The sequence below is a fragment of the Bacteroides sp. AF20-13LB genome (assembly GCF_003603065.1).
Taxonomy (GTDB): Bacteria; Bacteroidota; Bacteroidia; order Bacteroidales; family Bacteroidaceae; genus Bacteroides; species Bacteroides uniformis.
Genome location: NZ_QTMH01000012.1, coordinates 172,687 through 186,222 on the forward strand (window position 1 = coordinate 172,687; position 13,536 = coordinate 186,222).

At 47.8% G+C, this 13,536-nt stretch carries 11 protein-coding genes and 1 pseudogene; 5 read left to right on the forward strand and 7 right to left on the reverse strand.

Translation table 11 applies throughout. The features are described 5' to 3' along the window. Positions 1–429 precede the first annotated feature (429 nt). The 4 genes and pseudogenes from DWX62_RS15955 to DWX62_RS15970 all read left to right on the forward strand — a co-directional run. Positions 430–996 (forward strand): annotated as a pseudogene (locus DWX62_RS15955) (DUF3575 domain-containing protein); the annotation flags it as partial. Then, positions 972–1,976, forward strand: a complete 1,005-nt coding sequence (locus DWX62_RS15960) for a DUF5119 domain-containing protein (protein WP_120173010.1) — start codon at positions 972–974, stop codon at positions 1,974–1,976. The pseudogene DWX62_RS15955 and the gene DWX62_RS15960, both read left to right, overlap by 25 nt. 45 nt (positions 1,977–2,021) lie before the next feature. Beyond that, the gene (locus tag DWX62_RS15965; protein ID WP_120173011.1) at positions 2,022–2,990 is read left to right on the forward strand and encodes a fimbrillin family protein; all 969 of its coding nucleotides are present in this window, start codon (positions 2,022–2,024) and stop codon (positions 2,988–2,990) included. A 148-nt stretch (positions 2,991–3,138) separates the two neighbouring features. Further along, complete coding sequence (locus DWX62_RS15970) at positions 3,139–4,002, forward strand: helix-turn-helix transcriptional regulator (RefSeq protein WP_005834297.1); 864 nt, start codon at positions 3,139–3,141, stop codon at positions 4,000–4,002. A 138-nt stretch (positions 4,003–4,140) separates the two neighbouring features. Here the strand turns inward: DWX62_RS15970 and DWX62_RS15975 are convergent, their stop codons facing one another. The 4 genes from DWX62_RS15975 to DWX62_RS15990 all read right to left on the reverse strand — a co-directional run bounded on the left by DWX62_RS15975 (position 4,141) and on the right by DWX62_RS15990 (position 8,676). Then, complete coding sequence (locus DWX62_RS15975) at positions 4,141–4,896, reverse strand: succinate dehydrogenase/fumarate reductase iron-sulfur subunit (protein WP_005830925.1); 756 nt, start codon at positions 4,894–4,896, stop codon at positions 4,141–4,143. Between the two features lie 33 nt (positions 4,897–4,929). Continuing rightward, a complete protein-coding gene (locus DWX62_RS15980; RefSeq protein WP_005830924.1) occupies positions 4,930–6,876 on the reverse strand; it encodes a fumarate reductase/succinate dehydrogenase flavoprotein subunit in 1,947 nt (648 codons plus the stop codon). A 36-nt stretch (positions 6,877–6,912) separates the two neighbouring features. After that, positions 6,913–7,611, reverse strand: a complete 699-nt coding sequence (locus DWX62_RS15985) for a succinate dehydrogenase/fumarate reductase cytochrome b subunit (RefSeq protein WP_005830923.1) — start codon at positions 7,609–7,611, stop codon at positions 6,913–6,915. A gap of 162 nt (positions 7,612–7,773) precedes the next feature. Continuing rightward, entirely contained in the window at positions 7,774–8,676 is a 903-nt protein-coding gene (locus DWX62_RS15990) for an AraC family transcriptional regulator (protein ID WP_120173012.1), read from the reverse strand. A gap of 105 nt (positions 8,677–8,781) precedes the next feature. Between DWX62_RS15990 and DWX62_RS15995 the strand changes: the two genes are divergently transcribed. Beyond that, positions 8,782–9,384, forward strand: a complete 603-nt coding sequence (locus DWX62_RS15995) for a phosphatase PAP2 family protein (RefSeq protein ID WP_005830921.1) — start codon at positions 8,782–8,784, stop codon at positions 9,382–9,384. Positions 9,385–9,466: 82 nt separating this feature from the next. Here DWX62_RS15995 and DWX62_RS16000 read toward each other — a convergent pair whose 3' ends face one another. Genes DWX62_RS16000 through DWX62_RS16010 form a run of 3 tightly spaced genes read right to left on the reverse strand, consistent with a single transcriptional unit; the run spans position 9,467 to position 13,504 of the window. Then, positions 9,467–11,080, reverse strand: coding sequence for a S41 family peptidase (locus tag DWX62_RS16000; protein WP_034529349.1), 1,614 nt, complete (start codon positions 11,078–11,080; stop codon positions 9,467–9,469). A 52-nt stretch (positions 11,081–11,132) separates the two neighbouring features. Further along, positions 11,133–11,591, reverse strand: a complete 459-nt coding sequence (coaD, locus tag DWX62_RS16005) for a pantetheine-phosphate adenylyltransferase (RefSeq protein WP_005830918.1) — start codon at positions 11,589–11,591, stop codon at positions 11,133–11,135. After that, positions 11,588–13,504, reverse strand: a complete 1,917-nt coding sequence (locus tag DWX62_RS16010) for a DNA topoisomerase IV subunit B (RefSeq protein WP_050756855.1) — start codon at positions 13,502–13,504, stop codon at positions 11,588–11,590. Before DWX62_RS16010 ends, coaD begins: the two co-directional genes overlap by 4 nt. Positions 13,505–13,536: the final 32 nt, after the last annotated feature.

Sequence of the window (13,536 nt, forward strand, 5' to 3'; positions counted from 1 at the left end):
AGCTATTTTTTGTCATTCGGAGAAACGTATGGGCATAAAAAAAGGAGTACCGCTGTACTCCAACCTTTGTTAACCTTAAATCTAATACTATGAAAAAAATCACATTACAAATGTAAGGTTCCCGTTGTTATCTTCCAAATTTCAGAATGTTCCTGCTACTTCTTTTGTATTTCTTTCACTGAATTTTACTGTTTTCGCACACGGATTGACTTTTTGAGAGAGAAGAATCTATTCACAGCGTCCCGGATAAGGCAGAAGTTGCAAATCTGTTTCAATCGTTTCACAGAACCTTTCAGCCTTTGAAAAGAGTGATGGAAAGTGATTTTTATTCGGTAATTATCTTCTACTTTTGTTTGTATACAACGCGAAATTATGGGAAAACGCATTTTTATATATGTCTTTTGGCTACTCCTTTTTTGCATGATGTCGGGGCAGGTAATAGGGCAGAATAAGTCGGCAGAATCCCATAGCCATACTTGTAAAACGGTGCTGGCGTTAAAAAATAATTTGCTTTACGACCTGGCCTTGGCTCCGAACATAGAAGTGGAGCTGCTATTGGGAAAGAGGTGGTCTTTGAATGTTGAGTACAAATGCCCTTGGTGGTCTGACAGCGGATGTAATTTCTGCTATCAGCTCCTTTCGGGAGGGACAGAGGCGCGTTACTGGTTGGGAAACCGCCATACGCGCGGAAGATTGTCCGGACACTTCCTGGGAGCATATGCCGAAGGAGGTACCTATGATTTTCAGTTGAAAAAGGAGAAGGGATACCGGGGGAAGTATTACGCAGCTGCAGGAATAACTTATGGATACGTGCGTCCACTGGCTCGGCATCTGGCGATTGAATTCAGTGTGGGCATTGGATACTTGGATACGGAGTACAGGAAATATACTTCTTATGGAAATGACTTGGTTTGGGTCAGTAGTGGAAAGTATCACTTTATCGGGCCGACAAAAGCAAAAATTTCTTTGGTATGGCTTCTAACGTCGGGGAGATGAGTGGTATGAAAGATGCACGGCATATGATTCTCTGGCTGTTCTTCGGACTGTTGCCAATGCTGGGAAGCTGTGACTTCCGCGATATGCTGGATGATTATCCCGTTAGCGGAGTACAGATTAAACTGGATTGGAAAGGGGTGACGGATAAGCTGCCGCAGACCATGCGGATTATCTTCTATCCGAAAGATACTCAGGGGAGAAAGGTTGAAAGTTATCTGCCTGCCGGAGGGGGTGAGGTGAAGGTACCGCCGGGGAAGTATGCGGTGGTGACCTATAACTTCAATACGGAGAGTATACAGATACGGGGCGACGAGAGTTATGAGACGATTGAGGCTTTTACGGGACACTGTACGGGGCTGGATGTACACGAAAATATGGTTTGGTCGCCCGACCCTTTGTATGTGGTGGCTTTGGACGAGGTGGAAATAGGGCAGAGTGATGTGGCGCTTCCGTTGGACTGGAAGCCGGAAGCGGTAGTGGACCATTATTCCTTTGATATAAAGGTGGAAGGATGGGATAGAATATCGAGCATCATCTGCCATGTGGACGGCTTGAACGGAAGTTACTTTATAGGCAACCGTGCTTGCCATTTGAGCGAGGTACCTATATGTGTGGATACAAAGCGTGAAAACGGGCTTTTATGGGGGTATTTCTCCAGTTTTGTATTACTGAAAGATACCAAGACCCGTGCGGATAGTCCTATGTTGCTGACACTGAAGATTGTGAAACGAGATAAAACGGTTCAAGAGGTGAAGGTAGACATCACGGAAGTGATTGAAACAGCTCCTCCCTCGGGAGGAGGCGAAGAAGAACCTGATGTGGGCGTTCCTGGGTCGGAAATCCATATCGAGGTTCCCGTACCGGAGGACAAGGTTGTAGTGGATGATTTGGAACCGGGAACCGATGAAGGAGATGGAGGGATTGGTGGCGATGTGGACGATTGGGATGATGAGACGGATGTGGAGCTACCGGTGAATTGATAGCAAACAGACAAATAAATATATTAACTTTAATAACAGACAATTATGAAGAAGGTTTTATTTTTGGCTTTGGCTGCAGCAGCAGTAATGAGTTGCTCGGAAAGTGAGGAGATAGAGAATGCCGGACAAAAGGCGGAGATTAAATTGGGAACAGTAGTGGGTAACACTACGAGAGCCACAGTGACTGATTTGCCGGAATTGCAGAAGGTAGGGTTCACTGTGTATGCTTATAATACGGGAGCGACAGCAATGGCCTCCGTTGCGACTTTTGATGCGATGAAGGAATTCATGACAGATGTTAAGGTAACTTATAGTGCTCCCGACTGGAGTTTGACTGGGGGAACATATTATTGGCCAATGACGGATAACTTGCAGTTCTTTGCTTACGGGAATCCGGGTACCGGAGCCTTGACGTACAATCAACCGGCTGCTGGTGCTATATATCCTTCCATTACTTATACGGTAGCAGATGTAGCTGCCCAAACGGACTTGGTAGCCGCGAAAGTGACGGATGCAACCAAGGCATCAAATGCCAGTGGGGTATCTTTGAAATTCGGCCATATACTGACCCAAATAAATTTCACTGTCAAGGCAGCCGACGCTTTGACTTATAAACTGAAAACACTTACAATATCCGGTGTGCACAATAAAGGAACTTATGGTTTTGATGATTCAATATGGAAGTCACAGGAAGGAACAGCCACTTATGCACATACGATTGACGATGGTGCATTGGAAGTGAATACAACGGGTGTGGAAGTGAATACAGCCTGGATGTTGATGCCCCAGACGTTGGATACGAATGCCAAAATCAATGTTGTCTATGACATCTATGAGAAAGACGTTCTTCTTGATACTGTAACTTCCGCCATTGACTTGAATGATACACAAGCCTGGGGTGAAGGCAAAAAGATACGTTATACGCTGACGCTGGCCAATAAGGCGGCAAAAGTAACCTTTGTACCTGAAGTTGGTCCATGGAGTACGGCTGATGATACGAACGTGGAAAAATAAAACGGCACTGTCCGCAATAAAAAACTGAATTACTTCTATTTTATTCATTCCCCGAAACTTCTTTATGAAAGTTTTCGGGGAATGTTTCTTTTATGAGTATTATTTATCTATTTTTGTCACTGCAACAAACAAACAAATCTACTTGCCGATGCCCAACTCTTCTGCTTGCAGAGGTAAAAAACAATGCGCTCAATGTCCCAAGGCTGTGGACAATGCAATAATATATGCTTCCCACCTCAGAGGATTCCATCTGCCGGCGCGAAAGTGTGAGGAAAATATTATAATTTTCCTGCTGAAAGGAGAAGTGCTTGTCAACAGTAAGGAGTATGCGGGAACTGTGTTGCATGCAGGTGAGTTCATCCTTCAAGCTATTGGTTCCAAGTACGAAATACTTGCCATGACGGATGTGGAATGCGTTTGTTACCGGTTCAGTAAGCCTGAATTCTTCTGTGAGGACCGGTATAACCATATTATGAAAGAGGTTACCCCTCCATTGATATTCTATCCTTTGACCATTACTCCCGAGTTGCAGCTCTTTCTGGAAAGTTCCAAGGCCTATTTGTCCGAGGAGAAGATTTGCCGGGAAATGCTTTGTTTCAAACGGAAAGAACTTGCTTTCATTCTTGGAAATTACTACTCCGACTATGAGCTTTCCATGCTGATACATCCTCTTGCCCAGTATACTAATTCCTTCCACTACTTTGTCTTGCAGAATCATGCCAAAGTCAAGACGGTAGAGGAACTTGCCCAGTTGGGAGGATATACAGTAGCTACTTTCCGGCGTATATTCAATTCTGTTTTTCATCAACCGGTGTACGAGTGGATGATGGAACGGAGGAAGGAAAGCGTGGTTTATGAACTTCGTTATACGGATGCTTCTATATCAGAGATTTGCTATAAATATGGCTTTGAATCGCTGCCTCATTTTTCCAATTTCTGCAAAAAGAATTTCGGGGCTTCTCCCCGTAGCTTGCGTGCCGGCAATTTATCTGAAGTAAACGGCATGTCATAAAAAAACTCCTCCGGCGGTTTCCCGGCAGAGGAGTTTCTTGTGATATTAATCAAATATAGTGAAAGCTGAGTGATAAATCTGAGCTTGCTCAAAAGGTTTATCCGAAGCGCATCCTATATTATTTGCAGAAAGACCGGATTAGTCTTTCAGTTTCGCAATGATAAAGTCGCGGTTCAGGCGAGCAATGTTGCTGATGGAAACATTCTTCGGGCATTCAGCTTCGCACGCACGAGTGTTTGTACAGTTACCGAAACCGAGTTCGTCCATCTTGCTCAACATAGCCTTGGCACGGCGCAATGCTTCCGGTTTGCCTTGGGGCAACAGGTTCAGCTGGCTCACCTTGGCAGAAACGAACAGCATAGCAGAACCGTTCTTACAAGCAGCCACACAAGCACCACAACCGATACAGCTGGCAGCATCCATAGCCTCGTCAGCGATGGGCTTCGGAATCAGGATAGCGTTGGCATCCTGGGGAGCACCGGTACGTACGCTGACGTAGCCGCCTGCCTGCATAATCTTGTCGTAGGCCGTACGGTCGACCATCAAGTCCTTGATAACCGGGAAACCGGCAGAGCGCCACGGTTCAACAGTGATGGTATCGCCGTCGTTGAAACGACGCATATAAATCTGGCAAGTCGTAGCGCCGGTTGCAGGACCGTGGGGATGTCCGTTGATGTAGAGCGAACACATACCGCAGATACCTTCGCGGCAGTCGTGGTCGAATACAACCGGTTCTTTACCTTCAGAAATCAGCTGTTCGTTCAAGATATCCAGCATTTCGAGGAATGAAGTATCGCCCGGGATATCTTTCATTTGGTATGTTTCAAAAGCGCCTTTTGCTTTCGGACCCTTCTGGCGCCATACCTTGAGCGTAAATGATATATTTTTATCCATTTTCTTTAATTCTTTAAATGTTCAACTTCCCGATTAGCTCTTGTAGTTACGAGTCTGTACCTTGATTGCTTCGTAAACCAGCGGCTCTTTCAGCAATACCGGTTCCTTTTCGTCAGAACCCTGATATTCCCAGCAAGCCACGTAGAAGTAGTTTTCATCGTCACGCTTGGCTTCGCCTTCTTCAGTCTGATATTCTTCACGGAAGTGACCGCCGCAGCTTTCGTTACGGTTCAGTGCATCGTAAGCAACCAGCTCGCCCATAGTGATGAAGTCGTACAGACGGATAGCCTTGTCGAGTTCTACATTCATACCTTCCTTGTCGCCCGGGATGAACAGTTCTTTCTCGAACTCCTTGCGGACTTCTTTCAGCTTCTTCAGACCTTCCTTCAAGCCTTCGGCCGTACGTCCCATACCTACATATTCCCACATAATGTGGCCCAGTTCCTTGTGGATAGAGTCTACAGACTTCTTACCCTTGATGTTCATCATCCAGTCAATCTTCTCCTGAACGGCCTTTTCTGCAGCTGCAAATTCGGGCAGGTCGGTAGAGAAACGGGGAACTGTAATCTGGTCGGCCAGATAGTTCTGGATAGTGTAAGGCAATACGAAGTAACCATCGGCCAGACCTTGCATCAGGGCGGAAGCACCGAGGCGGTTTGCACCGTGGTCGGAGAAGTTACATTCACCGATGGCGAACAGTCCCTTGATGGAGGTCATCAGTTCGTAGTCAACCCAGATACCACCCATGGTATAGTGGATAGCCGGATAAATCATCATCGGGTTTTCGTATGGGCTGACATCAGTGATTTCTTCATACATATCGAAGAGGTTGCCGTAACGTTGTGCAACGACATCTTTACCCAGACGGTTGATAGCTTCGGAGAAGTCAAGGAATACGGCAAGACCGGTGTTGTTCACGCCGAAGCCCTTGTCGCAGCGTTCTTTGGCAGCGCGGCTGGCAACGTCACGCGGAACGAGGTTACCGAATGCCGGATAACGGCGTTCCAGGTAGTAGTCGCGGTCTTCCTCGGGAATATCTTTTCCTTGCAGTGTACCTTCCTGCAGTTTCTTGGCATCTTCCAGCTTCTTCGGAACCCAGATACGACCATCGTTACGCAGAGATTCGGACATCAAAGTCAGCTTAGACTGCTTGTCACCGTGAACCGGGATACAAGTGGGGTGAATCTGTACGTAAGCAGGGTTGGCAAACCAGGCACCTTTACGGTAGCAAGCCATTGCTGCAGAGCAGTTACATGCCATTGCATTGGTAGAAAGGAAGTAGGCATTGCCGTAACCACCGGTAGCGATTACCACAGCGTGGGCGGCAAAACGTTCCAATTTACCGGTAACGAGGTTCTTTGCAATGATACCGCGGGCACGTCCGTCAATGAGGACAACGTCTTCCATTTCGTAGCGGGTATACAGTTTCACAGTGCCTACGTTCACCTGGCGGCTCAATGCAGAGTATGCACCCAGCAACAGCTGCTGTCCGGTCTGACCCTTGGCATAGAAAGTACGGGATACCTGAGCACCACCGAAAGAACGGTTGTCCAGTGTACCGCCGTATTCGCGGGCGAAAGGAACACCTTGTGCAACGCATTGGTCGATAATATTGTTGGATACTTCAGCCAGACGGTAAACGTTGGCTTCGCGGGCACGGTAGTCGCCACCCTTTACTGTATCGTAGAACAGACGGTATACAGAGTCACCGTCGTTTTGGTAATTCTTAGCAGCATTGATACCACCTTGTGCAGCGATGGAGTGTGCACGGCGCGGAGAGTCCTGGATGCAGAAGTTGAATACTCTGAAACCCATTTCGCCCAGAGAGGCGGCAGCACTGGCACCGGCAAGTCCGGTTCCTACTACGATGATGTCCAGACGACGTTTGTTGGCAGGGTTTACTAATTTTTGGTGAGCCTTATAATTGGTCCATTTCTCAGCCACCGGTCCTTCCGGTATTTTAGAATCTATCTTAGTCATAATGCAATTTACAATTTAGTCATTTACAATTTGAATTTAGCAAGCGCCGCACAATGATTTTGCAAAGAATACGACAACTACCAGAGCGAAGCAGAGGACAACGATAGTAGAATAGATGTTGGAGATACATTTCCAACGGTTAATCCATACTTTGTTGTTCCAGCCCAAAGACTGCATGGAGCTCCAGAAACCGTGAGTGAGGTGGAACCACAATGCGCCCAGCCAAACGAGGTAAAGCACTACGAATACCGGATTGCTGAAGGTGTTTTGAATGTGATAGACACCGTTGGCTGCATATGCCAGCGTGAGGGTGTCGGCATGCATGCCCATGTTGTGCATCAACTCGGGAAGCTGCATTTTAGCCCAGAAGTTTACCAGGTGCAGGCCCAAACCCACGATTACGATGATACCCAGTACGAGCATGTTCTGAGAAGCCCATTCCACAGTCTTGGGCTTTTCCGTAACGGCATAGCGTTCGCTACCACGTGCCTTACGGTTCTGCATAGTCAGCCAGAAAGCGTAGATGATGTGGATGATGAATAAGGCAGCCAGACCTACCGTAGCCACCAATGCGTACCAGTTTGCTCCCAGGAACTCACAAACCATGTTGTAGCCATTAGCCGAGACTAATGCAACCAGGTTCATCGCCATGTGAAATGTCAGAAACAGGACAAGGGCGATACCGGTAACGCTCATCACCACTTTCCTTCCTACAGATGAATTACTTAACCACATAAATGATTGAATTTAAGTTATTTAATAGTTTGAAAATTTGTTCTATCAGGATACTTCTGTAAATGTTTCGCAAAAATAGGAGAAATCCAGCGATAAAGCAAGCGATTAAAGAAATAATTCCGTAATCCGGCAGAATGCGAAGTTTGCGGACAAGTAAAAGGTTTACTCGTCCTCCTGGTCTTTGCCTTGCTCTTTGCATATGATGGAAATCTTTTCTCCGTTTGCCAAGCGTTTTCTCAGGGCGCGAGGCGTGTCTCCGAAAGAGTCTTTGCAGAAGTGGGCAAAGTGGGATAGGGAATCAAAGCCATAGCGGGCGCTGATGATTGAAATGCGTTGTTTGGTGTATTGCAGGTCGTTCAGAATTCCTTCACGTTTCTTGTCCAGAATCCATTCATAGACCGGGACCCCATACATATTTTTAAACAGACGGCGGAATGTGGTAGTGGTATATCCGCCGAGGTGGGCAAACTCTTCCACATTCTTCACCTTGTCGTAGTTCTGCATGACGAAATATTGGAAGCTTTCCGTATAAGTGCTGATGGGGTAGAAGAATGTACTGATTTGGTGTAGCGGATAGTAGCATGTCAATATGTATACCAATTCCTGGCATTTCATTTCAATGTATTTGCTGCACGCATAGGGTTGCTCGTTGAGGTAGCAGGCAAGGCTTTTCAGGAGCCCTTCGAGCATGGAAATCGCGGTAAGCGGGGTATAAGTCAAGGGGGCTTCCGAGCGTTTCAGTATCTCCTTGTAGCGCTCTTCGCAAATCAGAGGAAGCTCGGTGAACCAATAGACAATATATTCCACTTCGGTCAAAGCCAGGAGTTCTACTTTGGAGCCGATGGCTTGCAAGATGAGCTGGCGGCTTTGGAGAGTGGTGCCCGGATATTCGTCACTGTTTACAAGTAATTCACCTTTCAGCATAAATATCATGCAGTTCTGTGTGCACTTTTCAGCAGAGAAATGTTGTCCCTTGGGGTAGTGGCGGTAAACCAATACTCCTTCTGATTTTTGGGGACATACCATACAATCAATCTGTCGGTTGCAGCAAGTTTCCTGTCTCATGAAATGATTAGCGAATTATTATAAATGTGGCAACAAAGATAGAATTTTTTTGTGAAAACTCTATCTATTTGTCCTATCTTTGCGTCAAACTAATATAAAGGACTTATGAAAAAGGCTATTTTTTTTGTATATTTTATCTGCCTTGTTGTATCCGGTCTTTCGGCACAGAATTGGGATATTAACACTTTGCACCGGGTTAACAGTTGGGATGGCAAGTTTGTCCGTAACTATAATAAGATAATTTCACGTTCGGAGCCCTATGTTGCTGTCGGTGTTCCGGTGGCGATGGCGGTTGCCGCTTGGATAAAACATGATAAGGGTTTGCTGAAAGATGCGGTCTACGTAGGTACAAGTGTAGCGGGGGCTTTTGTTGTGACTTATGGAATGAAATATCTGGTGGACCGTGAGCGTCCTTATGATAAATATCCCGACAGAGTGCATGCATATAGCCATGAAGGCAGCCCGTCTTTTCCTTCTGGACATACGGCGACGGCTTTTGCCCTTGCCACCTCGCTCAGTGTAAAGTATCCTAAATGGTATGTGATAGCTCCGTCTGCCCTGTGGGCTTGTTCCGTGGGAGTTTCCCGTATGAACGAGGGAGTGCATTATCCGTCGGATGTGTTGGCGGGGGCTGCAATCGGTGCTGGATGTGCTGTGGTCAACATCTACGTCAACAAGTGGCTGAATAAGTGGCTGTTCGGAGAATGATTTTAGGCGCGAATTACGCGGAATACGCGGAGTTAGATAAACTAAATCCGCATAATCCGCGCCTAAGTTTGTTTCAAGTCGGCTATTGGATAATAGTGCTGTAGATGCCTTCGTTCAACACTTTTAGAGCTTGCTGCACGCTCTGGTTCGTGCTGTTCATCACCTGGAAGTATTCGTTCATGTCCCATAGGTCACGGGCTATCAAGGCTTTAAGTTGTGTCTTGATGAGCGGTAGGGATTGGTTGTACTGTTTCTCGTCAAACTTGATTTTCTCTTTGTCGGCAAGCGTACGTATTTCGGCAAGGAAGTTATCGTCTATCTCGAACTTCTCGTTGAAGGCTTCGAATTTCTTGTATTTGTTCTGCAACTCCTTCCGGTGCTTCTCGATGTAGCCGGTAGTGGCTTTGATAACCACGCCTTTGGCTACGAGGTTGCGGTGATAGTCTGTGTACTGGGTAGTGTCGATGGGGACGAAGAAGTCGGGCATGATACCTCCACCTCCGTAAACGGTACGTCCCATACGCTTGGTCTGTGCTTTCAGGGAGTCGGCAAAATGGATACTGTCCGCATGAATCATTTCTCCATGATTGAAGCGGTCTATCAGTTCCTGGTTATACTTATCCTGACTGTTCTCGCCGGTTAGGCGGCCGTCGAGGTTGGCGGTGCTGTCGTAAGGCTTCTGGATACAACGGCCCGAAGGAGTATAGTAGCGGGCGATAGTGAGGCGAATCATGGAACCGTCCGGCAGGTCGATAGGACGCTGTACTAATCCCTTGCCGAAGGTGCGGCGTCCTACTACCACGCCTCTGTCCCAGTCCTGGATGGCTCCGGTCACGATTTCACTGGCAGAAGCGGAGTACTCGTCCACCAATATGATGAGACGGCCGTTCTTGAAGTTGCCCGTACCTTTGGCAAAGAAATCACTGCGGCGTGCGGCCCTTCCTTCGGTGTAGACGATGAGTTCTTTTTGCTTCAGAAATTCGTTGGCAAGGTCGATGGCGGCATTCAGATACCCTCCTCCATTTCCTTGCAGGTCGAGGATGAGGTCTTTCATTCCTTTCTTTTGCAGGCTTTTCAGGGCTTCTGCAAACTCTTCGGCGGTGGTTGCCCCGAAGCGGTTGATACGGATATAGCCGGTTTTGGGTTGTATCATGTAAGATGCGTCCAGGCTGAGGATGGGAATTTTGTCACGCTTCACGGTGAAGTACAGCTGGTCGTCCACGCCACGGCGCACGATGGTGAGTTTCACTTCCGAGTCTTTCGGTCCGCGCAGGCGGCTCATAATATCTTCCGTGCTCATTTTTACTCCGGCAATGGCGCTGTCATTGACGGCTACGATACGGTCGCCGGCAAGGATGCCCACCTTCTCGGAAGGTCCGTTGCTCACGGGTTGTATCACAAGCAGGGTATCTTCTATCATCTGAAACTGTACGCCGATGCCCTCGAAATTGCCTTGCAACGGCTCGTTCATCTTCTTCACTTCTTCGGCGTTGTTGTAGGTGGAGTGCGGGTCGAGTTGTGCCAGCATCTTGATGATGGCTTCTTCCACCAGCTTGTCTTCATCCACCTTGTCCACATAAAGGTTGGTGATGGCAAACTCTGCCATTTGCAGTTTGCGCAGGGCTTCATTGTTCGGCTTTTGCGCTTGTGCCGTCACCGCGCATATACATATTATAATAGTAAATAGTTTTTTCATCATTTCCATTTTAATCCCTAATCCTTTATCCTTAATCCCTAATCCTTTATCCTTAATCCCTAATCTCCATTCCCTCCGGTATGAACATGCTTATGTCCTTGCCGTATTGCAGCAGTTCGCGCACGGTGGTGGAACTGACGCAGGTAAGTTCCGGCTCGGTGAAGAGCAGGATGGTTTCTATGCCGGTCAGTTTGCGGTTGATGTCGGCAATGGTTTCCTCGTATTCGAAATCCTTCACGGTGCGTATGCCGCGTATTATCAGACTGGCATCTACCTGCCGGGCAAAGTCGATAGTCAGGCAGTCATAGGACTGCACAATGATGCGCGGCTCGTTCCGGTAGTAGTCTCGTATCATTTGTTCGCGCTTTTCCAAGGGGAAATACGTATTCTTATTTTCATTGATGCCGATGCCTATGACGATTTCGTCTATAAAAGTCAGTGCACGGCTCACTACCGAAGAGTGTCCGATAGTAAACGGGTCGAATGTTCCCGGAAAGATAGCTCTTCTCATGATGCCAAATCTTCTTCTATAACCAAGTTGTTGATAATAAAGTTTTGTCGTTCCATGGTATTCTTACCCATGTAGAATTCCAGCAGCTCTTTTACGAGGTCTGTCTTGCGCAGGGACACTTGTTCCAGACGCATATCCTTGCCGATAAAATGCTTGAACTCGTCGGGCGAGATTTCTCCCAGACCTTTGAATCGGGTGATTTCGGGGTTGGGACCCAGTTCTTCAATGGCTTTCACACGTTCCTCCTCTGTATAGCAATAACTTGTCTTCTTTTTGTTGCGCACGCGGAAGAGAGGGGTTTGCAGGATATATACATGCCCTTTCTTTATCAGGTCGGGGAAGAACTGCAGGAAGAAGGTGATGATGAGCAGGCGGATGTGCATGCCGTCCACATCGGCATCGGTAGCTACGATGACTTTGTTGTAGCGCAGTGTCTCTATGCCGTCTTCTATATTCAAGGCTGCTTGAAGCAAGTTGAATTCTTCGTTTTCATAAACTACTTTCTTGGTGAGTCCGTAGGAATTTAGCGGTTTACCACGCAGGCTGAATACTGCTTGGGTATTCACGTCGCGGCTCTTGGTGATGGAACCGCTGGCGGAGTCTCCCTCGGTAATGAAGATGCAGGATTCGGTTTCCTGGTCTTTGCCTTTACCGTCACTCAAGTGGTAGCGGCAGTCGCGCAGCTTGCGGTTGTGCAGGTTGGCTTTCTTGGCGCGTTCGCGTGCCAGCTTGGTGACGCCGGCAATGGCTTTGCGCTCTTTCTCGGAGTCTTGTATCTTTTGCAGCATCACTTCGGCCACAAGCGGGTTCTTGTGGAGGTAGTTGTCCACTTCCGTCTTGATGAAGTCTCCTACGTATTTGTTCACCGTGGGGCCGGCGGGCTTGTGTTCCTGCGGCGCGGCAGGCCACATGTTGTTGCTGCCCAGTTTCGTTTTGGTCTGGCTCTCGAACATGGGTTCCTCCACGTCGATGGCAATGGCGGCTACCAGTCCGTTGCGGATGTCGGCATATTCCTGGTTCTTGTTGTAGAACTCCTTGATGGTACGGGCAATGTGTTCCTTCAAGGCAGTCTGGTGTGTGCCGCCTTGGGTGGTGTGTTGCCCGTTGACAAAGGAGTAGTACTCTTCGCCGTATTGGTTGGTGTGTGTGAAGGCAATCTCGATGTCCTCTCCTTTCAGGTGGATGATGTCGTAAAGGCCTTCGCTGGTCATGTTGTCTTTCAGCAAGTCCTCCAGCCCGTGGCGGGAAACGATGCGCTGGCCGTTGTAAATGAAGGTGAGGCCCGTATTCAGGTAGGTGTAGTTGCGCAGCAGGGTTTCTACGAACTGGTTCTGGAAGGAATAGTTCAAGAAGAGTGTGGCGTCCGGTTCGAAGAAGATATAGGTTCCGCTTTCTTCTGTCGAGTCTTCGGTCACATCACTCAACAGCGTTCCTTTTTCAAAGATGGCGATACGTACCTTGCCGTCGCGGTAGCTGCGTACTTCGAAGCGGCTGCTCAGCGCATTGACTGCCTTGATACCTACGCCGTTCAGTCCGACACTTTTCTTGAAAGCCTTCGAGTCATATTTACCCCCGGTATTCAGTTTGCTGACCGCCTCTACCAGTTTGCCTTGCGGAATGCCTCGTCCATAGTCGCGTACGCTGACACGCAGACTGTCTTCTATAGTCACTTCTATACGCTTTCCGGCACCCATCTTGAACTCGTCGATGCTGTTGTCCATCACTTCTTTCAGCAACACATAGATGCCGTCATCGTTCTGTGAGCCGTCGCCCAGACGGCCTATGTACATACCGGAACGGACACGGATATGCTCCATGTCGTCCAGGTGGCGGATGTTGTCGTCGGTATATTCCACGCTGGAAACGGGGCTCTCTGTGATATTGTTGTCTGCTTCTTCCAGCGGCAGGGTCATATTGTTGTTATCTTCCATAAGTACGTTATTCC

Excerpts from the sequence above, each read along its gene's own strand:
- DWX62_RS15980 (WP_005830924.1), bottom strand. The coding sequence starts at position 6,876 with ATGACTAAGATAGATTCTAAAATACCGGAAGGACCGGTGGCTGAGAAA.
- DWX62_RS15990 (WP_120173012.1), bottom strand. The coding sequence starts at position 8,676 with ATGAGACAGGAAACTTGCTGCAACCGACAGATTGATTGTATGGTATGT.
- DWX62_RS16010 (WP_050756855.1), bottom strand. The coding sequence starts at position 13,504 with ATGACCCTGCCGCTGGAAGAAGCAGACAACAATATCACAGAGAGCCCC.
- DWX62_RS15985 (WP_005830923.1), bottom strand. The coding sequence starts at position 7,611 with ATGTGGTTAAGTAATTCATCTGTAGGAAGGAAAGTGGTGATGAGCGTT.
- DWX62_RS15975 (WP_005830925.1), bottom strand. The coding sequence starts at position 4,896 with ATGGATAAAAATATATCATTTACGCTCAAGGTATGGCGCCAGAAGGGT.
- DWX62_RS15970 (WP_005834297.1), top strand. The coding sequence starts at position 3,139 with ATGCCCAACTCTTCTGCTTGCAGAGGTAAAAAACAATGCGCTCAATGT.
- DWX62_RS16000 (WP_034529349.1), bottom strand. The coding sequence starts at position 11,080 with ATGAAAAAACTATTTACTATTATAATATGTATATGCGCGGTGACGGCA.
- DWX62_RS15965 (WP_120173011.1), top strand. The coding sequence starts at position 2,022 with ATGAAGAAGGTTTTATTTTTGGCTTTGGCTGCAGCAGCAGTAATGAGT.
- DWX62_RS15960 (WP_120173010.1), top strand. The coding sequence starts at position 972 with ATGGCTTCTAACGTCGGGGAGATGAGTGGTATGAAAGATGCACGGCAT.
- coaD (WP_005830918.1), bottom strand. The coding sequence starts at position 11,591 with ATGAGAAGAGCTATCTTTCCGGGAACATTCGACCCGTTTACTATCGGA.
- DWX62_RS15995 (WP_005830921.1), top strand. The coding sequence starts at position 8,782 with ATGAAAAAGGCTATTTTTTTTGTATATTTTATCTGCCTTGTTGTATCC.